The organism is Variovorax atrisoli (genome assembly GCF_014195185.1).
Lineage (GTDB): Bacteria > Pseudomonadota > Gammaproteobacteria > Burkholderiales > Burkholderiaceae_C > Variovorax > Variovorax atrisoli.
The window spans coordinates 552,568-572,181 of the sequence record NZ_JACIBG010000005.1 but is presented as its reverse complement, the minus strand read 5'-3'; the positions used below and the strand labels follow the sequence as shown (position 1 = coordinate 572,181).

Annotated in this window: 14 protein-coding genes; 6 read left to right on the top strand and 8 right to left on the bottom strand. The window is 70.3% G+C overall.

Features of this window, described 5'->3' with window-relative positions; translation table 11 throughout:
- The first annotated feature begins 200 nt into the window (after nucleotides 1–200).
- Nucleotides 201–1,451, top strand: a complete 1,251-nt coding sequence (locus FHY06_RS20480) for a phenylacetate--CoA ligase family protein (RefSeq protein WP_126183800.1) — start codon at nucleotides 201–203, stop codon at nucleotides 1,449–1,451.
- On the opposite strand, the gene FHY06_RS20475 is transcribed toward FHY06_RS20480, so the two are convergent.
- Complete coding sequence (locus tag FHY06_RS20475; RefSeq protein WP_184606172.1) at nucleotides 1,442–2,452, bottom strand: hypothetical protein; 1,011 nt, start codon at nucleotides 2,450–2,452, stop codon at nucleotides 1,442–1,444. The genes FHY06_RS20480 and FHY06_RS20475 overlap by 10 nt on opposite strands.
- A 102-nt stretch (nucleotides 2,453–2,554) precedes the next feature.
- Entirely contained in the window at nucleotides 2,555–3,676 is a 1,122-nt protein-coding gene (locus FHY06_RS20470) for a citrate synthase/methylcitrate synthase (RefSeq protein ID WP_126183798.1), read from the bottom strand.
- A gap of 81 nt (nucleotides 3,677–3,757) precedes the next feature.
- On the opposite strand from FHY06_RS20470, the gene FHY06_RS20465 reads away from it, so the two are divergent.
- Nucleotides 3,758–5,005: a citrate synthase gene (locus FHY06_RS20465; RefSeq protein ID WP_184606171.1), complete on the top strand. Its 1,248-nt coding sequence runs from the start codon at nucleotides 3,758–3,760 to the stop codon at nucleotides 5,003–5,005.
- Here the strand turns inward: FHY06_RS20465 and FHY06_RS20460 are convergent.
- The gene (locus tag FHY06_RS20460) at nucleotides 4,950–5,555 is read right to left on the bottom strand and encodes a type 1 glutamine amidotransferase domain-containing protein (RefSeq protein WP_184606170.1); all 606 of its coding nucleotides are present in this window, start codon (nucleotides 5,553–5,555) and stop codon (nucleotides 4,950–4,952) included. The genes FHY06_RS20465 and FHY06_RS20460 overlap by 56 nt on opposite strands.
- 299 nt (nucleotides 5,556–5,854) lie before the next feature.
- On the opposite strand from FHY06_RS20460, the gene FHY06_RS20455 reads away from it, so the two are divergent.
- The 3 genes from FHY06_RS20455 to FHY06_RS20445 all read left to right on the top strand — a co-directional run bounded on the left by FHY06_RS20455 (nucleotide 5,855) and on the right by FHY06_RS20445 (nucleotide 10,117).
- Nucleotides 5,855–6,829, top strand: coding sequence for a tripartite tricarboxylate transporter substrate-binding protein (locus FHY06_RS20455; RefSeq protein ID WP_126183797.1), 975 nt, complete (start codon nucleotides 5,855–5,857; stop codon nucleotides 6,827–6,829).
- Between the two features lie 133 nt (nucleotides 6,830–6,962).
- The gene (locus tag FHY06_RS20450) at nucleotides 6,963–7,703 is read left to right on the top strand and encodes a hypothetical protein (protein ID WP_184606169.1); all 741 of its coding nucleotides are present in this window, start codon (nucleotides 6,963–6,965) and stop codon (nucleotides 7,701–7,703) included.
- Nucleotides 7,700–10,117, top strand: a complete 2,418-nt coding sequence (locus tag FHY06_RS20445) for a hypothetical protein (protein ID WP_184606168.1) — start codon at nucleotides 7,700–7,702, stop codon at nucleotides 10,115–10,117. Before FHY06_RS20450 ends, FHY06_RS20445 begins: the two co-directional genes overlap by 4 nt.
- Nucleotides 10,118–10,168: 51 nt before the next feature.
- Here FHY06_RS20445 and FHY06_RS20440 read toward each other — a convergent pair whose 3' ends face one another.
- The gene (locus FHY06_RS20440) at nucleotides 10,169–12,286 is read right to left on the bottom strand and encodes a PQQ-dependent dehydrogenase, methanol/ethanol family (protein ID WP_132754209.1); all 2,118 of its coding nucleotides are present in this window, start codon (nucleotides 12,284–12,286) and stop codon (nucleotides 10,169–10,171) included.
- A gap of 137 nt (nucleotides 12,287–12,423) precedes the next feature.
- Between FHY06_RS20440 and FHY06_RS20435 the strand changes: the two genes are divergently transcribed.
- Nucleotides 12,424–13,734, top strand: a complete 1,311-nt coding sequence (locus tag FHY06_RS20435) for a helix-turn-helix domain-containing protein (protein WP_184606167.1) — start codon at nucleotides 12,424–12,426, stop codon at nucleotides 13,732–13,734.
- Between the two features lie 7 nt (nucleotides 13,735–13,741).
- On the opposite strand, the gene FHY06_RS20430 is transcribed toward FHY06_RS20435, so the two are convergent.
- The 4 genes from FHY06_RS20430 to FHY06_RS20415 form a co-directional block, all read right to left on the bottom strand.
- Nucleotides 13,742–16,237 carry a membrane-bound PQQ-dependent dehydrogenase, glucose/quinate/shikimate family gene (locus FHY06_RS20430; protein WP_260310540.1) on the bottom strand — a complete coding sequence of 832 codons (2,496 nt, stop codon included), beginning with the start codon at nucleotides 16,235–16,237 and terminating at the stop codon, nucleotides 13,742–13,744.
- Nucleotides 16,238–16,305: 68 nt separating this feature from the next.
- Nucleotides 16,306–17,472: an ROK family transcriptional regulator gene (locus FHY06_RS20425; RefSeq protein WP_019654061.1), complete on the bottom strand. Its 1,167-nt coding sequence runs from the start codon at nucleotides 17,470–17,472 to the stop codon at nucleotides 16,306–16,308.
- Between the two features lie 13 nt (nucleotides 17,473–17,485).
- Nucleotides 17,486–18,286 (bottom strand): ATP-binding cassette domain-containing protein, encoded by an 801-nt coding sequence (locus FHY06_RS20420; RefSeq protein ID WP_184606166.1) that lies wholly within the window; start codon nucleotides 18,284–18,286, stop codon nucleotides 17,486–17,488.
- A 1-nt stretch (nucleotide 18,287) separates the two neighbouring features.
- Nucleotides 18,288–19,487, bottom strand: a complete 1,200-nt coding sequence (locus FHY06_RS20415) for a sugar ABC transporter permease (protein ID WP_184606165.1) — start codon at nucleotides 19,485–19,487, stop codon at nucleotides 18,288–18,290.
- Nucleotides 19,488–19,614: the final 127 nt, after the last annotated feature.

Below are 19,614 nucleotides of genomic sequence, written 5' to 3'. Positions count from 1 at the left end.
TTGCGGGCTGGATAGCCCAAGGAGGAGCACAGGGTCTACCGAACGGGCTCCCTTCAGCGCTACGGGAGCGGATGAACAATATCAGGAGGAGGCCGCAGGCCGGGGGACATTCGCGGAGGGGAGTACCCGGTGGCCTGTGCACGCACCCTGAACACATCAGCGTGGTTGAAAAACCGAATTGCAAGACAAAGGGTACGGACATGACCGACCACTACGACAAGCTCGAGATCCGAGACCCCGCCGAACGCGAACGCGACCTGCTGGCCGCGCTGCCGAAGCAGATCGCGCAGGCACAGACCGCGGCTCCCGCCTTCGCGAAGATCCTCGACGGCGTGAAGCCCGGCGACGTCACGACGCGCGAGGCGCTTGCGAAACTACCGGTCACGCGCAAATCGGAATTGCTCGAACTGCAGAAGGCTCGCCGCGCGGACGACCCGTTCGGCGGCTTCTCGTCGATCGTGCGCGGCCCGCGCATGCCGCGCGTGTTCGCGAGCCCCGGCACCATCTACGAGCCCGAGGGCGAGGCGCGCGACTACTGGCGCACCGCGCGTGCGCTGCATGCGGCGGGCTTTCGCAGCGGCGAGCTGATCCACAACAGCTTCAGCTACCACATGACGCCCGCCGGCTCGATCATGGAAAGCGGCGCGCACGCCATGGGCTGCACCGTTTTCGCGGGCGGCACCGGCCAGACCGAGCAGCAGCTCGAGGCGATGGTGGACCTCAGGCCCGAGGGCTACGCGGGCACGCCGAGCTTCCTCAAGATCCTGCTGGAGAAGGCTGAGGAGAAGAACCTGAAGCTGCCCTGGCTGACCAAGGCACTCGTCTCCGGCGAAGCCTTTCCGCCGAGCCTGCACGACTGGATCGCGGCGCGCGGCGTGAAGGGCACGCAGTGCTACGCCACCGCCGACCTGGGCCTCATCGCCTACGAAACCAGCGCGCGCGAGGGGCTGGTGCTCGACGAGGGCGTGCTGGTCGAGATCGTCCGCCCCGGCACCGGCGACCCGGTGCCCGACGGCGAGGTCGGCGAGATCGTCGTCACCACCTTCAACCCCGACTACCCGCTGGTGCGCTTCGGCACCGGCGACCTCTCGGCCGTGCTGGCGGGCACCTGCCCCACGGGCCGCACCAACAAGCGCATCAAGGGCTGGATGGGCCGGGCCGACCAGACCACCAAGGTGCGCGGCATGTTCGTGCACCCCTCGCAGGTGGCGGAGATCGCGAGGCGCTTTCCCGAAGTGCAGCGCGCACGGCTGGTCGTCTCGGGCGAGACGGGCGACGACAGGATGACCCTGCAGCTCGAATGCGCGGACGCGGCTCCTGAAGGACTCGAAGCGCGCGTGGGCGAGGCGATCCGCGAGGTGACCAAGCTGCGCGGCGAGGTCGTCGTCGTGGGCGCGGGCTCGCTGCCCAACGACGGCAAGGTGATCGAGGACGCGCGCAGCTACAAGTAGCGGCGGTACAGCCCGCGCGTGGTGGCACGCGTGAGCACCACCGTGAGCACCGTGTAGACCAGCACGAGTGCCAGCGCGAAGCCGACGAGGCTGCCCGCGCTGTTGAAGCCGTGCAGCCAGACCGCCATCGCCAACCATGCCAGTGCGGCCGCGATGCACAGCAGCTGCACCAGCACGAAGGCCAGCACCGACGCTCCCACCGCCCTGAACGGCCGCACCCGCGAGAAGACCGGCGCGGCGCCGAGCCATGCACCCCAGAACGCGAGCCCGAAGGCCGCGAGCGGCGGCACCACCCAGGCGACCAGCAGCGCGGGGCCGTCGAGGCCTTGCGTCATGGAACTCCAGCGGCTCACCGCGGCACCGCTCCACATCTGCAGCGACGCGAACACCGAGGCAGCCACCAGCGCCACCGCGCGGCGCGGTGGTGGTCCTTGCAGCGACTCGTCGGCATGCACGTCTGCCGATCCGGCACGGGCGCCCCTGAGCGCGATCCAGGCCGAGAGCCAGATGCCCAGCACCAGCACGATCAACTGGGCCATGGACTGCAGGAACATGAACACCGGCATCGCCGCGCGCATCGAGGTGTAGCCCAGCGATTCATGAAAGCGCCCGCCCGGCATGAAGAGCAGCTGCAGGTCGTAGAGCAGCGGGCTCAGCGCGTAGAAGTTCAGCAGCAGCACCACGAGGTAGGCTGCGGCATAGCGGATACGCGGCTGCGGCAGCCGCGCCACGCTGACGGCGCCGTGCCTTTCGAGCGCATTGCGCCCGTGGCTCCACGCCATCGCGGCGGCCAGCACCCAGCCCATCGCGATGCTGCACACCATCGGGATCCAGACGCCCGGCAGCGCATAGGCGCTGCGCAGCTGCTCGGCCTCGGGCGAGTCGGGCCAGAGCTGGGCGGCCATGTTGACAAGCATCATCGCGGCATCGATGGCCACGGTGATGAGCGCGAGATCGCGCGGCAGGCGCAGTGCCTGCGGCTGGAGGGAGGTCGCCGTCATGGAGGAAATACTTTCGCCTTTCACGATGCAGGGCGCGGCCTGTGCGGCGGCGTCCTGCGGAAAGGCGAGCGTATCGGATGGCGGCGTGCGCCCCCTGTAGGCTCAGTGCGCGAGTGCGGCTTCGCCGGACTCCTGCGGCTCGGGTCCGATGTAGACCGACTGCGGGCGGATCAGCCGCCCCTTCTTCACCTGCTCGCGCGCATGAGCCACCCAGCCGCTCACGCGGCCGGCCGCGAACACGCAGGTGAAGCTCTCGCGGCCGAAACCGAGGGCCTCCAGCAGCAGCGCGGTGTAGAACTCGACGTTGGTCTCCAGCGCGCGCCCCGGCTTCTTCTCGCGCAGGATGGCGAGCGCGGCCTGCTCCGCCGCCTCGGCCAGCGCGAAGCGCGCCGCGTTCACGCTGCCCTCCTCGCCGAGCCGCCCCAGTGCGCCCTTGAGCGCGTCGGCACGCGGATCGCGCACGCGGTAGATGCGATGGCCGAAACCCATCAGCCGCTGGCCTTCCGCCACCGCCTGCTCCAGCCATGCGCGGGCGTTGGCGGCACTGCCGATGGCATCGAGCGCGTCGAGCACCGGCCCGGGTGCGCCGCCGTGCAGCGGCCCCTTCAGCGCGCTGATGCCCGCGAGCACGGCCGATGCGAGCCCGGCTCCGGTCGATGCGACCACGCGCGCCGCGAAGGTCGATGCGTTGAGGCCGTGGTCGCACACGGTGACCAGGTAGGTGTCGAGCGCCGCGCTCTGCGCGGGCGTGGGCGAGCGGCCATGCAGCATGCGAAGCATGTCCGCGGCGTGCGGCAGCGCCTCGTCGGGCGCCAGTGCAGGCACGCCGATGCGCCAGCGCATCACGGCGGCGGTGTAGACGGCCGGCGCGGCAACGAGGCGCAGCGCGGTCGGCAGGTCGTCGCCATCGGGCAGGCGCGCCATCAGTGCGCGCACGGCCTCGATGGGCGGCATGCGGCGCAGCAGGGCGTCGTCGTTCGGCTGCAGCAGCTCGAAGGCCTCGCGGCGCGCGCGGCCAATGGCGCGGCGCAGCGCCGAGGCGGCAGGCAGGGTGTCGAAGAAGCCCTCGAAGAGCAGGTGCACCACGTCCTCGTAGCGCCAGCGCTGCGCGATCTCGTCGAGTTCATGGCCGCGGATCACCAGCCGGCCGGCCGCACCATCCACCTCGGACAGCACGGTATGCGCAGCCACCACGCCTTCGAGGCTGCCATCGTCGTTGTTCATCGCTCTTTGCTCCTGGTTGTCACGATGGCATCGATTCTGATCGGGCGGATATTGACGTCAATCTTGATCTATTCTGTCAACATGACCATCAAGAAGACCCCGCCGCTGTGGCTTCCGGCGGCCGATGCGCTCGAACTGATGCAGGTGCGTCCGCAGACCCTCTACGCGAGCGTGAGCCGCGGCCGCATCCGCGCCAAGACCGACGCGGCCGACCCGCGCCGCAGCCTCTACCACCGCGACGACGTGCAGCGCATCGCCGCGCGCGCGAGAGGCAGGCGCAGCGTCGAGACGGTGGCGAGCGAGGCGATCCAGTGGGGCGAGCCGGTGCTGCCATCCGCGGTATCGACAGTGGCAGATGGACGGCTGCTGTATCGCGGACAGGACGCCTGCGAACTCGCAGCGCACGCCACGCTGGAAGACGTGGCGGGGCTGCTGTGGCAAAGCGCGCCGCCGCGCTTCCACACCGCCGCCTCGCCTTCCGATGCGCAGGACTCGCATGAACACCCCTTGCAGGCCGGACTGCTCGCGCTGGCAACGCGCGCCGGTTCGGACCTGCCCTCGCGCGGCCGGTCGGCAGGCGTGTTGCAGGCCGAGGCGGCAGCGGCGATCGGCGCACTGGCCGATGCCATGCTGCGCACCGCACCGCCGCGTGCCGACACGCCAATGCACATGCGGTTGGCCGCCGCATGGCGCCGTCCGCGCGCGGCCGACGACCTGCGCCGCGCGCTCGTGCTGCTGGCAGACCACGAACTCAACGCCTCGACCTTCGCGGCACGCGTGACCGCATCCACCGGTGCCTCGATGGCGGCCTGCCTGCTCACGGGGCTTTCGACGCTGACAGGTCCGCTGCACGGCGGTGCTTCCGCCGCGGTGCAGGCGCTGATGCGCAACGCGGCCGCCGTCGGCACCGAAGCCGCCGTGCGCGAATGGCTCTCGCACGGACGGCCGCTGGCGGCGTTCGGGCATCCGCTCTATCCGGCGGGCGATGCACGCTGCGCTGCCCTGCTGGAGAACATCGCGCTGCCGCCCGAATTCGCGCAGCTGCGCGAGACCGGCGAGAAGCTGCTGGGCGAGGCCGTGAACATCGACTTCGCGCTTGCCGCACTCGCAGCCGTGCACAAGCTGCCGGCCGGCGCTCCGCTCACGCTCTTCGCGCTCGCACGCAGCGTGGGATGGACTGCGCACGTGCTCGAACAGCAGGCCGCGGGCCATTTGATACGCCCCCGCGCGCGCTATACGGGCCCACTGCCCGCCACGGCGGAAGCGGCACCGGTCAGTGCGCCACCGGCTCCCGCGCGTGCTCGAAGAGCTTCGTCATCTCGCGGTTGAAGGCCGGAATGTCGTCGGGCTTTCGGCTGGTGACGAGCTTGCCGTCGACGACGACCTCCTTGTCGCTCCACTGCGCGCCCGCGTTCTTCAGGTCGGCCTGCAGCGAGGGCCACGAGGTCATCTTGCGGCCCTTGACGCCGCCGGCGTCGATCAGCGTCCATGGGCCGTGGCAGATCGCCGCGATGGGCTTGCCGGACTCGACGAATGCACGCACGAAGGCGACCGCCTTCTCGTCGATGCGCAGCGTGTCGGGGTTCACGACGCCGCCCGGCAGCAGCAGCGCGTCGAAGTCGTCGGGCCTGGCGCTCTTGAGCGGCACGTCGACCGCGAAGCTGTCGGCCGGATCGTGATGGTTCCAGCCGCGCACGCTGCCCTGGGCGGGCGAGACGATCCGCGTCCGCGCGCCGGCGTTGTCGAGCGCCTTGCGCGGCTCGGTCATCTCGACCTGCTCGAAGCCGTCGGCCACGAGGATGGCGACCTTCAATCCATCGAGCGACGAGGACGATGCCGTGGTGGTCGATGCAGTGGTCGATGGGGTGGTATTGGACATGGGTGGAATCTCCTTTTGAAGCTTCACCCTAGGTCTGCCCCGTGCAGCCCGCATCGTCCGTCGCCGGCTCCGCCTGTCGGACAGTTCGACGGCCGGCAATCTTCCCTTACGAAGAGTGGGCCTGCGCGCCACTTGCCGCTCCTTGTCGAGGCCTGCGAGGCAGGGGTTCGAACGCCCTCCGCACGCCGCCCCGCCACGGTGCGCAAGACGGCCTTCGGCTAAGGGCTATTCGCTATAGGTCAGGCCCTGGTCAGCCCTTAAGATCGCGGCGTTTTTATTCCCCCCTTTTCGGAGACGACATGAAGAAACTGTTCGCCCTCGCGGCGATTGCCGCCGCGGCCGTCGGTGCACACGCCCAGGATTTCCCCGCGGGCAAGACCGTGACGCTGGTGGTGCCATTCGCCGCCGGCGGCCCCACCGACCGTGTCGCTCGCGACCTGGCCGAAGCCATGCAGAAGACGCTGGGCACCACCATCGTGGTGGACAACACCGCCGGCGCGGGCAGTTCCATCGGCACCGCCAAGGTGGCACGCGCCAATCCCGACGGCTACACGCTGCTGCTGAACCACATCGGCATGTCGACGATGCCGGCGCTCTATCGCAAGCTGCCCTTCAACGTCGAGACCGACTTCGAATACCTGGGCATGGTCAACGAAGTGCCGATGACCCTGATCGGCAAGCCCGGCCTGCCGGCCAACAACTACAAGGAGCTGACGACCTGGATCTCCGCCAACAAGGGCAAGATCAACCTGGGCAACGCCGGCCTGGGCGCAGCCTCGCACCTGTGCGGCCTGCTGTTCCAGAGCGCGCTGAAGGTCGAGATGACGCCGGTTCCCTACAAGGGCACCGCACCGGCCATCGCCGACCTGCTGGGCGGCCAGATCGACCTGCTGTGCGACCAGACGACCAACACCACGTCGCAGATCGAGGCCAAGAAGGTCAAGGCCTACGCCGTGACCACGAGCAAGCGCCTGACCACGCCCGCGCTGAAGGACCTGCCCACGCTGGACGAGTCGGGCCTCAAGGGCTTCGAAGTGACGATCTGGCACGGCGTGTACGCGCCCAAGGGCACGCCCGCACCGGTGCTGAAGAAGCTCAACGATGCCATCAAGGCCGCGATGAAGGACCCGGGCTTCATCCAGCGTGAAGAAGCGCTGGGCGCGGTGATCACCACCGACAAGCGCACCGAGCCGGCCGAGCACAAGAAGTTCGTGTCGTCCGAAATCGCGAAGTGGGGCCCGATCATCAAGGCCGCCGGCGTCTACGCCGACTGATCGCCTCACGACAGCACACGCAGCCACGAGCAGCCGCAAGGCCGCCTGAGCCCCCCGGGGTCAGGCGGCTTTTTCGTTATGCTGCGCGGGATTTCATCCTCCCGCCTTCCGCCCTCTCTCGTTCTTCATCCCCATGCGTCTTCGCAGCGCGGCCCTTCCGCTCTTCATGGCCCTGCTGGCGCAGGAGGGCGTGGCGCAGACACGGACGCTGCTCTGGGTGTGGGACCGGCCGCAGCTCTTTGCCTCGCTGCCCGAAGCCACGGGCGTGGCCTACCTGCATGCCACGGTGCGGCTGAGCGGCACCGAGAGCCGCACCAGCTGGCGCCAATGGCCGCTGCGCGTCGCGCCGGGCGCCACGGTGGTGCCGGTGGTCCACGTCGCGCTCGACAACCTCTCGCCCTCGCCCCTCGACGACGCGCAGCAGCAGGCCATCGCCGCCGCCATCGAGCATGCCGCGACACATGGCAACCGCTCGGGCTGGGTGCAGCTCGACTTCGAGGCGAGGCGCAGCCAGCGCGAGGCCTACGTCGCGCTGCTGCGCCGGCTGCAGCCGCTGCGCCAAGGCGGCATGCGGATCTCGGCCACCGCGCTGGCGTCGTGGTGCATGGACGATCCGTGGCTGCCGGTCGGCCTGCTCGACGAGATCGTGCCGATGTATTTCCGCATGGGAGGGGAATCCGCGCGCATCCGCCAGCGGCTTGGCACGACAGGCAAGGCCGCCGTGCCGGCCTGCCGCGACGCGGCCGGCCTGATGCTCGGCGAGGACTGGCCCGCACTGCGCGATGTGAAGCGGCGCTATGTGTTCCACGCGGGCTCGTGGAAGAACGAAGACTTCGAAAAACTGCAGATCGGAAACAGGGACAGCTACAAATGACTCTTTCGAAAACGGGAGGCCGCAGGCTGCTCGCCGCAGCCGCGATGGCCGTGGCGACACTGCTCGGCAGCGCGGCAGCACGTGCCAGCGGCGGCTACGACGCCGAGGACCTGTTCTTCGCCACCACCCGGCCCGACCAGCCGGTGCGCGAGTTCGTCGAGCGGCCCGCGGGCTACTACACCGGCTATCTGGTGCCCTACCAGGTGCTCTGGTACTGGCGCCTTCGCGGCCAGAGCTTCTCCCCCGACGCGGTGCGCGCCTTCACCGACCTGCTGGAGAAGCTGCCGCGCGAGGACAACGCCATGGCCGACATCGACGACGCCTCGACCGAATGGCGCAAGGCGCGCGACGACGCCATGGCGAAGCTCGATCCGCAATCGCAGCGCGACAAGTCCTCATCACAGAAGCAGCAGCAGCCGAAGTGGAACGCCGACACCCTGCAGGCCGATGCCATCTGCTTCTACGGCGACGCCTTCCGCAACGCCACGAAGACGCTGGCCCAGCGCATGACTCGCGCGGCCGGCGACAAGTCGGCAGCGCCCTTCGTGCTGCACTGGCTCAAGGCCCAGGACGCGGTGTTCGACACCTGCGACAAGGAGCCCGGCGCCATGCCCGAGCTGCCGGCGGGCGCACCCGCCTGGCTGCAGGCCGACCACGCCTACCAGCTGGCCGCGCGGCACTTCTATGCCGGGGACCTCGACGACGCCGACGAAGCGTTCGCCGCCATCGCAGCCGACAAGGCCAGCCCATGGCGCGATCTCGCGGCCTACATGCGGCTGCGCGTGCTGGCGCGGCAGAACCCGGGCGACCCGCCTTCGGAGGGCTCGGAGACCAAGAAGGAAAGCGCCGAGGCGCTCAAGAAGCAGGCCGAGCTCGACAAGCAGCTCGAGGCCATCGCCCTGCCGCTGTTGAAGAACCCGCGCCTGAAGGCACTGCATCCTTCGGTACACCGGCTGGCCGAGGCGCTGCGCATCCGCTACCTGCTGCCCGCCACGCGCATGCAGCGCCTGGCCGACGGCCTCAGGACCATCGGCCAGCCCGACGCTGCCGCCGCGAAGCTGCTGCTGCTGAACCACGAGTTCCGCGCCTGCGGCTTCTTCGGCGGCTGCAGCTACATCGGCCCCGCGCAGACCTCCGACCTGGTGCAGTGGCTGAGCACCGTGCGCGGCTTCGACGGACCGGGCAGCGGCCTCGAACCCGACGGCAAGTGGCGCGAAACGCTGAGCTGGAGCCGCTACCAGCGCACGCACGACCTCGCCTGGCTGATGGCAGCCGCGAGCCTGGTGCCGGTGGCCGCCACCAACGGCGACAAGCGCGAGGCCGAGCTGCAGGCCGCGCTCGCAGCCGTGCCCGAGGACCACCCCGCGCGCTTCGCCGCCACGCAGCTGCGCGCTCAGCGCATGTTCGCGCAGGGCCGCTACAAGGAAGTGCGCGAGCTCGTCGCCGCCTCGGCCGATTCGCCGCTGATCGCGCACAGCCTCTCGGGCCAGAACCTCGTGAAGGCATTGCTGCTGCCGACGGCCGCGTCGGAAGAGGAATGGCGCCGCCTCGCGATCCGCCCCGTGGTCGCGCGCCGCGATCCCGAGGCGATGGAAGCGAAGCCGAGCGCGGTGCCGCTGGCCAGTGCCTTCGACGAGGACGTGGTGCGCTTCCTCAACACCCGCGCACCGCTGGCCATGTGGCTGCGCCTGGCCGCCGAGCCGGCCCTGGCGCCCGCGCTGCGCGACAGCCTGCTCGAGACCGCCTGGACCCGCGCCGTGGTGGCCGGGGACTACGCCACCGCCCGCCGCGCGGCGCAGATGCGCATCGCCTCGCCGCCGCAGGCGGGCGCCGCCAAGGGCGCCGACACGATCGCGGGCATCCGCCGCTCGGCGGAGCTGCCCGAGACCGACGCCGCCGCCTGGCGGCACCTGCTGCTGGAGCGCATGGCGAGCACCACCGAAGTCCTGTCGCCACCGCACTGGCCCGCCGCCGAGGGCATCCGGCCCACGCCGCTCAAGCTCGGCGTCGGCCCCGTGTACTCCGAGCGCAGTACGGTCGGCAGCTACGGCAAGTGGTGCCGTCCGTTGGGCGTGCCGACGACCGGGCCGCAGGCGGCCACCGCCGCCGACTTCGAGATGCCCGCGTTCCTGCCGCAGGAAGAACGCAGCCGGCAGGCCGCGCTGGTCGAGAAGCTGCGCACCGTGCCGCAGGACTCGATCTACTTCACGCAGGAAAGCCTGGCGCTGATGCAGCGCGCCCGCACGGACCCGCTGGTGCCGCAGGCGCTGTCGGTCGCGGTGAAGATGGCGCGCTACACCTGCCAGGACAAGGCGGCGGGCGACTGGTCGCGCAAGGGGCTGCAGGCCCTGCGCACGAACTACCCGAACTCGCCGTGGACCGCCGCCACGCCGTACTGGTACGGCGGGCGCTGAGGCGGCCGGCCGCGTCCACCTTGCTGCGGGCGTGGCGGGCGGACAGTCAGGCTACTTCGGGCGTATCGCGTCGGCCGTCCCCTGGATGAAGGCCTTGATGCTCTCGATGTCGTCGTTCGAGAGCTTGCCCGTGAAGTCGGGCATGCCGCGCGACATGGCCGGGCCCTTGAGCACGAACTTGTCGAGGTTCTCGATGTAGGCGGCGTCCATGTAGCCGAGGTTGGGGATGTTGCCGCCGCGGTCCACGCCCGGCACGCCGTGGCAGAAGACGCAGTTGCTCACGTAGAGCATGGTGCCGGCCTGGACCTTGGCGGGGTCGTACTTGACGCCCTGCACCAGCTTGTCCATGCGGTACTGCACGAAGTCGGGCATCTTGGCCGTGCCGCCCACCGCGAATGTGTAGACGGTGCCCGGCCCCTGCCGCTCGGTGGCGCGCTGCGCGAGGCCGTAGACGCCGCCCCAGCCCACCGCGACCGACACGTACTGCTTGCCGTCGACCATGTAGGTCGACGGTGCCGCCACCACACCGGTGCCGGTGGGCGTCTCCCAGAGCTTCTCGCCGGTCTTGGCGTTGTAGGCCAGCAGGCGGCCGTCGGCCGTGCCCTGGAACACGAGGTTGCCGGCGGTGGTGAGGGTGCCGCCGTTCCAGGGCGAGGCGTAGTCCACGCCCCAGGCTTCCTTCTGCGCCACCGGGTCCCAGGCCACGAGGCGGCCGAAGGGCTTGCTCTTGGGCGGCTCGGCGTTGGCGAACTTGCCCAGGTTCCAGCCCAGCCCCGAATGCGGGCGGCCCGGCACGTTCTCGTCGAACTTCCAGTCCTTGTCGTCCATGAGGTTGATCGGCACGTGCTGCGCGGGCAGGTAGGCGAAGCCGGTCTGCGGGTTGAACGACATCGGATGCCAGTTGTGCGCGCCGAAGGGGCCGGGGATGCTGTCGCCGGGCTTGGTGCCGTCGCGCGCGGCGGCGATCTCGATGGGCCGGCCGTTCTTGTCGTAGCCCGTGGCCCAGTTGACCTCGACGAAGTTCTTCGCCGAGATGAACTTTCCGTTGGTGCGGTCGATGACGAAGAAGAAGCCGTTCTTCGGCGCATGCAGCAGCACCTTGCGCTGCTTGCCGCCGATCTTCACGTTCGCCAGGATCATCGACTGCGTGGAGGTGTAGTCCCAGTTGTCGCCGGGCGTCTCCTGGTAGTGCCACACGTACTTGCCGGTGTCGGGGTCGAGCGCCACCACCGAGCCCAGGTAGAGGTTGTCGCCGCCCTTGGGGCTGCGCGCCTTGTGCGACCAGGGCGAGCCGTTGCCGGTGCCCACGTACATCAGGTTGAGCTCGGGGTCGAAGGCGAAGCTGTCCCAGGCGGTGCCGCCGCCGCCGGCCTCCCAGTACTTGCCGCTCGGGTCCCAGGTCTTGGCGGCACGCGCCATCGACTCGTCCTCGAAGGGCTTGCTCGGGTCGCCAGGCACCACGAACCAGCGCCACTTCTGGTCGCCCGTCTTCGCGTCGTAGGCGGTGACGAAGCCGCGCACACCGTACTCGGCCCCGCCGTTGCCGATGATGACCTTGCCCTTGAACACGCGCGGCGCGCCGGTGATGGTGTAGCTGCCCTTCTGGCCCTCGATGGTGTTCTTCTCCCAGACCTTCTGGCCGGTGGCGGCATCGAGCGCGATGAGGCGCCCGTCGTAGGCCGCCACGTAGACCTTGCCCTCGTAGATCGCGACGCCGCGGTTCACCACGTCGCAGCAGCCCCTGAAGCCCTTTGACTTGTCGACCTGCGGATCGAAGGTCCACAGCCGCTGGCCGGTGCGCGTATCGACGGCGTGCACCACGCTCCAGGAGGCGGTGATGTACATGATGCCGTCCACCACCAGCGGCGTGGCTTCGACGCCGCGCGTGGATTCGAGGTTGTACGACCAGACCAGCCCCAGGTCCTTCACGTTGCCGGCGTTCACCTGGTCGAGCTGGCTGAAGCGCGATTCCGAGTAGTCCAGGCCCACGCTGGGCCAGTCGGGCGTCTTCTTCTGCGCGGCGTTGGCGCGGATGAATGCGCCGTCCACCCGTTTGGTCGCGGCGGCGGCGCGGTCCTGTGCGTTGTTCTGGGCCGTGGCCGTGTTCGTCGCGCCCAGGCACAGCAAGGCGCCGGCGAGCACGAGCAGCCCGGAGTGTGTTTTTTTCATCGCAGGTCTCCTTTGTGCGCCAAGAATCGTCGGGACCGGCCGCACATTCATCTTGGGGATTTCCCCAGTCCGACGCTGTTCCATTGCGGAACACATTCGACGCCGGTGTGAATCCTGAAACGGGAGGCAGCGAACCCATGGCCCTCGACAGAAGCCCTGCTGGAAGCCGCAATGCAGGCATCGGCACGCCCGATGCCCCGCGCCAGCTCTTCGCCAGCACGCCCACGCAGCGCGTGGCGCTCGCGCGGCAGCAGTTCTTCGAGGAGGGCGTGCGCCCCTCGGGGCTGGTGGGCGAGGCGGTGATCCAGTCGTGGATGCGCTGCAGCCGCACCCACGCCGACCGCCAGCGCATCGTGCCCTTCGACCCGGTCACGCCGAGCCGCCTTCACGCCACGCTGGCGCGCAACCGCCAGCTGCTCGAAGCGGCGCGCCAGGAGCTGGGGCAGATGGAGCACGCGCTCGCGGGCACCGACTGCCGCGTGATCCTCACCGACAGCGAGGGCGTGGTGGTGCACGTCACGCAGCAGCCGGCCGCCGCGCAACAGCCGGTGCTGCGCAAGACGGCTCGGGTGGGCGTGAACATCTCCGAGCGCATCGTGGGCACCACCGCGCCGGGCATCGTGGCGAGCACCGGGCAGGCCTGCACGGTCGACGGCGCCGAGCACTACTTCGACCTGCTGTGCCAGATGCGGTGCGCCGCGGCGCCGATCCGCGACGTGACGGGTCAGCTCGCGGGCGTGCTCGACCTCACGGTGGAGGCGCGGCGCTTCGGCTTCGACGCGGCATCGATGGTGGCGCTGTACGCCACCACCATCGAGAACAGGCTGCTGCAGGCGCAGTCGCGCGACCACCTGATCCTGCGCTTCCAGGCCAGCCCGACGCTGCTGGGCACGCCGCTCGAAGCGCTGGCCGGCATCGCGCCCGACGGCACCATCGCCTGGCTCAACAACGCCGGCGCGCGGCTGCTGGGGCGGCTGCCCGAGGCGGCGGACGAGCGCGACGTGGAGTTCCTGCTGGGCCACGACCTCGCGAGCCTGCTGCGGTTAGGGCGGCGCGAGGCGGCGCAGCCGCTGCGGCTGGCCAGCGGGCTGGGCGTGTGGGTGCAGGCGCAGCTCAAGGGCGGCGCCGATGGTGCGGACTTCCGCCATGCGGTGGCGATGCCCGGCGAAACGTCGCCGCTGGCCATTGAGGCGCGCGAAGCCCGGCAGACGCAGCTCGCGGCAGCCGAGGCCTACCCGGACGCGGACGGCACGGAGGCCTCGCCCCAGCCCCAGCCAGAACCCACGCTGCGCGAGCACAGCCGCAAGCTGATCGAGGACACGCTCGCCGCGCACGGCGGCAACGTGTCGCAGGCGGCGCGGCAGCTGCGGGTGTCGCGCGGCACGCTCTACCGGCGGCTGCGCGGCTGGCGCGACGAAGCCGCAGTCCCGGACAGCGGAAGGAACTGAACGCCGCTCACCGCCTGGGCAGCGCGTAGGCGATCACATGGTCGCCGGTGCGCGTGCCCAGCGAGCCGTGGCCGCCGGCCACCACCAGCAGGTACTGGCGCCCGTCGGTGCCGCGGTAGGTCATCGGCGTGGCCTGACCACCGGCCGGCAAGCGGCTGCGCCAGAGCTCCTTGCCGTCGTTCACGTCGTAGCCGCGCACGAACTGGTCGAGCGTTCCCGAGAGAAAGGCCACGCCGCCGGCCGTCAGGATGGGGCCGCCGAGGTTGGGCACGCCCATCGCGAAGGGCAGCGGCAGCGGCGAGCTGTCGCGCACCGTGCCGTTCTTGTGCATCCAGGCGACCCGGCCGGTGCGCAGGTCGGCTGCGGCGACGTAGCCCCAGGGCGGCGCCTGGCACGGCAGGCCGAGCACCGAGGTAAAGGCGCTGAGCTTCACCGCGAAGGGCGCACCGAAGTTCTCGTTGAGCGCGGGCAGGCTGTCGTTGGGGCGCTGCTTGCCCTGCACGTAGAGCGATGTGTCGTCCGCACGCGGCACGAGCCTGGAGACGAAGGCCAGCGACGCGGGCGTGGCGAAGACGATCTGCCTGCGCGGATCGACCGCCACGCCGCCCCAGTTGAAGACGCCGAAGTTGCCCGGATGGATCAGCGAGCCCTGCGTCGACGGCGGCGTGAACCGGCCCTCGTAGCGCAGCCGGTGGAAGGCGATGCGGCAGGCCAGCTGGTCGAAGATGGTCGCGCCCCACATGTCCGACGGCTTGAGCGCGGGCGGATCGAAGGACAGGGCCGATGACGGCTGCGTCGGCGCGGTGGCGTCACCCGCAGCGGCGCCCTGCGGCGCAGCGCGCTCGTTCACTGGAAGAATCGGCTTGCCGTTGCGGCGGTCGAGCACGAAGAGCTCGCCCTGCTTGGTCGGCTGCACCAGCGCGGGCACGGTCTCGCTGCCCGCGCGCAGGTCGACGAGGCTGGGCTGCGCGGGCACGTCGTAGTCCCACAGGTCGTGGTGCACGGTCTGGAAGCTCCAGCGCACGCGGCCGCTGGCCAGGTCGAGCGCCACCACCGCCGACGAATACTTCTTCGCGCCTTCGCTGCGCGCGCCGCCCCACTGGTCGGGCGGCTGGTTGCCCATGGGCACGTAGACCAGGCCCAGCGCCTCGTCCACGCTGGAGATCGACCAGCTGTTGGGCGAGTTGGCCGTGTAGGTGCGGTCGGCGGCGATGGGGGCGGTCTCCTCGGGGTTGCCGGAGTCCCAGTTCCACACCAGCGCGCCGGTGTTCGCGTCGAAGGCGCGGATCACGCCCGAGGTCTCCTTCGTCGAGACGTTGTCGAGCACCGTGCCGCCCACGATAAGCAGCGACCTCGCCACCACCGGCGGCGAGGTCGAGTAGTAGGAGCCCGGCCGCACGTTCGGCATGTTCTTCCAGAGATCGATCTGGCCCCTGCCGCCGCCGAAGGCCGGACAGGGCTTGCCGCTCGCGGGGTCGAGCGCGATGACGCGGCCGTCGGCGGTGGGCATGAAGAGCTTGGCGTCGCAGCTGCCGGTGGATGCGGGTGCGGGTGCGGGCGCAGGTGCGGAAGCCTGCTGCTGTGGAGACGGCTGCGCCGCGGCGCCGGGGTAGTAGGAGAGCCCCCGGCAGGTCAGGTGCTGCAGCGCGAGCGACCCCGCGATCTCCGGCGTGTAGCGCCACACCTGTCGGCCGGTTGTGGCGTCGAGCGCGATCACCGACTGGTGCGGCGTGCACAGGAAGAGCCTCTCGCCGATCTTCAGCGGCGTGACCTCGAAGGTCGTCTCCTCGGGGTCGCCGGGCTGGCCCCGCACGTCGCCGGTACGGAAGTGCCAGGCTTCCTCGAGCTGCCCCACGTTCTGCGGCGTGATCTGGTCGAGCGCCGAGTAGCGCTGGCCGAAGCCGGTGCCGCCGTAGGCCGTCCACGCGTCCGCCGCGGCCGCGGGGCCCGCGGGCGCGTTCGCCGTGGCGGCCGCCGCATCGGCCGAGGGCGCGATGCCTTCGATGCGGCGGGGTTCGCGCATCCACGAGAACACCGCCGCGACCAGGAAGGCCGCGAGCACCACGCCGAGCACGGTGCGCGCGCTTCCCACGCCCGCGGCATTGCGCAGGGCGAGCGGACGCGTCACCCATGGCGTGAGCAGCAGCAGGCCGACCACGAAGAACACGTCGCCACGCGCTGCCATCGGCCACCAGTCGAGCCCCACCTCCCACAGGGCCCAGGCCAGCGTGAGCAACACCACGGCCGCGTACACCATCAACCCGGCGCCGCCCCCGCGCCGAAGCAGCAGCGCCGCCGCCGCCAGCCCCAGCCCCGCCACGAGGTAGTACCACGAGCCGCCGAGGGCGATCAGCCATGCGCCCGCGACGGCGAGCGCCAGGCCGGCAAGGCCGATCAGCACGGCCACCACGGCCAGCAGCACGGAAGAGGAGAAAGAGGAAGAAGAGGCGAGGGAAGGAGGGGAAGAGGAACGGACGGGCTGGCCGGGCGGGCGCGGATTCATGACGGCAACTCCAGGGACGGAGTTCGCACGCTATTCCGCCGCACGCGCGCCGCGCGTAGGCCGATGGCTCAGGCTGTGGCGAGAACGCGGGCGGCGCGCGCCCGGCGCGCCTTCGCATCGGGCTGCAGCGGCCTCAGGTATTCATGCAGCGCGAGCGCGGCGGCACCCACGGCCGGTGCGAGCTCCCCGTAGCGTGCGGTGCGCAGTTCGGGCGCCGGCATGCCGGCGTCGTCCGCATGCCGCTTCACGCATTCGAAGGCCGCCTGCGCGAAGCCCTTGTGGTCGGCGCAGGCCTTGCCGCCGAGCACGATGGCGCGCGGGTTGAAGGTGACCCACAGGTTCTGCAACAGCACGCCGAAGAAGGCCGCGGCGCGCTTCAGGTCGGCGCCTTCGCGCTCCAGCACGCGCGAGCCGAAGAAGGCTTCGGCGCAGCCGCGCCGGCCGCAGGAGCACAGCGGGCCGTCGAGCTGGAGGATGGTGTGGCCGATCTCGCCGGCCATGCCCTGCGCGCCGGTGAAGAGCCGGTCGTTGAGCACCACGCCGGCGCCCACGCCCACGTCGCAGTTGACGAAGACCAGCGGGTCTTCGCCCTCCTGGCCCACGCTGGCGGCGAACTCGTACTCGCCGAGCGCGGCGGCGTCGGCATCGTTCTGCAACTGCACGGTCACGCCGGGCAGGCCGGCGGCCTCGAAGGCCTGCTCGAGCGCGGGCAGCAGGCTCACGTTGCGCCAGCCGAGGTTGGGCGCGAAGCGGACCACGCCGGTGCAGTCGTCCACCGCGCCGGGCACGCACACGCCGATGCCCGACAGCTGCAGGCCCAGCAGCTGCAGCTTCGCATGCCCGGCGGCCGCCATGCGCGCGACCTGCGCGCACACGCCGGCGGGCGAACCGTCGGTCAGGTCGAGGCTCTGCGAATGCAGCACATCGCCCTGCAGCGACATGCACACGAGGCGCACGGTTTCCACCGCGATCTCCACGCCCATCAGCGCGCGCACGCCCACGTCGATCTGCAGCGGCGTGGAGGGCCGGCCCAGGCCGTCGGCCACGGTCGCGCCGGCCTCGCTGAGCCATCCCTCGTCGATCAGCTCGCGCACCAGCAGGCTCACCGTCGACTTGGTGAGGCCGCTCTCGCCGGCCAGCCGCGCGCGCGACAGACCCGGCTGCGCGCGCAGCAGCCGCAGCAGCACGCTGCGGTTCATGCGCTTCACGAGCTGCTGGTCGGCGGTGGTGGTCACGTCGGGTCTTCGCTCAGGCAGCCGCGGCGGCGGTGTCCGCGTGATGGGCCTGCTCCTTGCCCTCGGGCCGCTTGCCGGCAATGATCATCCCGAGCACCTCGTCCTCGGTCACGTCGGTGGTGCGGTAGGTGCCCACGAGCCTGCCGTTCTTCATTACCGCGAGGCGGTCGCTCAGCGAGAACACGTCGGGCATGTCGTGCGTGATCAGGAAGATGCCCACGCCGTCGGCCTTGAGCTGCTTCACCAGGCCGCCGACCATCGCCGTCTCTTCGGGGCCGAGCGCGGCGCAGGGCTCGTCCATGATGAGGATGCGCGCATTGAAGTACAGCGCGCGCGAGATCGCCACCACCTGCCGCTGCCCTCCGGAGAGCCGGCGCACCGGCACGCGGATGTTGGTGAAGTTCCTGTTCAGGCGCTGGAACACCTTGCGCGCCTGCACTTCCATGAAGTGGTCGTCGAGCGTGTTCCAGGCCGTCATCTTCTCGCGGCCTAGGAAGAGGTTGGCCACCGAGTCGAGGTTGTCGGCCAGCGCGAGCGTCTGGTAGATGGTCTCGATGCCCTGGGCCTGCGCCTCGGCCGGCGTGCGGATGTTGACCTTCTCGCCCGCGATCAGCGTGTCGCCCGAGTCGATCGGGTAGGCGCCCGCAAGCATCTTCATCAGCGTGGACTTGCCCGCGCCGTTGTGGCCCAGCAGCGCGACCACCTCGCCGGGGTAGAGGTTCACGCTCACGCCGTCCACGGCCTTCACGCCGCCGAAGGCCTTGCGGATCTCGCGCAGCTCCACCAGGGGTTTGGATGTGTCGATGGCTGCCATTTCAGTTCTCCCCAAACTTGCGGCGATACAGCACGTCGAAAACCACCGCCACGATCAGCACCTGGCCGATGATGACCATGCGCTTGCCGATGGGCACGTCCAGCAGCAGCATGCCGCTGTCGAGCGACTGCATGATGAGCGCCCCCAGCACCGAGCCGAAGATCGAGCCGCTGCCGCCCGCGAGCGCGGTGCCGCCGATGACGGCCGCGGCGATCACGTACAGCTCCATGCCCGTGCCCAGCGAATTGGTGCCGGCGTTCAGGCGCGCGATCGACACGATGGCCGCGATGGTGACCAGCACCGCCAGAAGCGCGAACAGCATCAGCGTGGCGCGCTTGACCGGAATGCCCACCAGCGCCGCCGCGTCGGGGTTGCCGCCCATCGCGAACACGTAGCGCCCGAAGCGCGTGCGGTGCACGATGAACGACAGCACGATGGCCACCACCGCCCAGATCAGCACCGGGATCGGAATGCCCTGCGGCTCGTTCTTGGACGAGATCTGGTAGCTGTTCATGACCCACGCGAAGCCGAACACCACCGCCACCGGCACGGCCGTGATGAGCACGTCGAGCCACAGCGCCTCGGTGGGCATGTCGTAGCGCTGGCGCGCGCGGCGCTTCTGCACCATGCGCACGAACAGCACCACCGCCACCAGCGCGGCGAGCACCCAGCTCGCGGTGACGCCGATGCCGCCGTCGTAGCCGCCGCCCAGGCGCTGGAAGAACTCGTCGTTCACCGGCTGCGTCTTGCCGTCGGCCACCAGGAAGGCCGCGCCGCGGAAGGACATGAGCCCGCCCAGCGTCACCACGAACGAAGGCACGCCCAGCACCGCCGTGAGCCAGCCCTGGTAGATGGACACCAGCAGCGCCACCGCGAGCCCCGCGAGGCAGGCCGTGGGCCACGACCAGCCCGAGGTGTACTGCAGGTAGGCGATCAGCACGCCCACGAAGCCCATCACCGAGCCCACCGACAGGTCGATGTGGCGCGCCACGATGATCAGCACCATCACGGTGGAGACGATGCCCACCACCGCCGTCTGCTGCGCGACGTTGTAGAGGTTCTCGGGCGAGAGGAACACGCCGCCCGACATCACGCTGAAGACCACGGCCATGACGACCAGCAGCACGCACATCAGGATCAGCCGCAGGTCGACGCCGGTGCGGCGCCACCAGCCCGGTGTGGATGACGATGGGTTGCTCATGTTTCGGATCCTTTTTCTGGACTGCGCGCAAAACGAAGAGATGCGCAGGCCCCTGCCGGCCGGGCCACTAGGCGCCGGCAGCTGGTGCGTTGCATGGGAAGGAAAGGAAAGGCCGGCGCGCTTTCCG

Excerpts from the sequence above, each read along its gene's own strand:
- FHY06_RS20415 (WP_184606165.1), bottom strand. The coding sequence starts at position 19,487 with ATGAGCAACCCATCGTCATCCACACCGGGCTGGTGGCGCCGCACCGGC.
- FHY06_RS20465 (WP_184606171.1), top strand. The coding sequence starts at position 3,758 with ATGACCATCAAGAAGACCCCGCCGCTGTGGCTTCCGGCGGCCGATGCG.
- FHY06_RS20440 (WP_132754209.1), bottom strand. The coding sequence starts at position 12,286 with ATGAAAAAAACACACTCCGGGCTGCTCGTGCTCGCCGGCGCCTTGCTG.
- FHY06_RS20430 (WP_260310540.1), bottom strand. The coding sequence starts at position 16,237 with ATGAATCCGCGCCCGCCCGGCCAGCCCGTCCGTTCCTCTTCCCCTCCT.
- FHY06_RS20445 (WP_184606168.1), top strand. The coding sequence starts at position 7,700 with ATGACTCTTTCGAAAACGGGAGGCCGCAGGCTGCTCGCCGCAGCCGCG.
- FHY06_RS20420 (WP_184606166.1), bottom strand. The coding sequence starts at position 18,286 with ATGGCAGCCATCGACACATCCAAACCCCTGGTGGAGCTGCGCGAGATC.
- FHY06_RS20435 (WP_184606167.1), top strand. The coding sequence starts at position 12,424 with ATGGCCCTCGACAGAAGCCCTGCTGGAAGCCGCAATGCAGGCATCGGC.
- FHY06_RS20455 (WP_126183797.1), top strand. The coding sequence starts at position 5,855 with ATGAAGAAACTGTTCGCCCTCGCGGCGATTGCCGCCGCGGCCGTCGGT.
- FHY06_RS20450 (WP_184606169.1), top strand. The coding sequence starts at position 6,963 with ATGCGTCTTCGCAGCGCGGCCCTTCCGCTCTTCATGGCCCTGCTGGCG.
- FHY06_RS20475 (WP_184606172.1), bottom strand. The coding sequence starts at position 2,452 with ATGACGGCGACCTCCCTCCAGCCGCAGGCACTGCGCCTGCCGCGCGAT.
- FHY06_RS20470 (WP_126183798.1), bottom strand. The coding sequence starts at position 3,676 with ATGAACAACGACGATGGCAGCCTCGAAGGCGTGGTGGCTGCGCATACC.
- FHY06_RS20460 (WP_184606170.1), bottom strand. The coding sequence starts at position 5,555 with ATGTCCAATACCACCCCATCGACCACTGCATCGACCACCACGGCATCG.
- FHY06_RS20480 (WP_126183800.1), top strand. The coding sequence starts at position 201 with ATGACCGACCACTACGACAAGCTCGAGATCCGAGACCCCGCCGAACGC.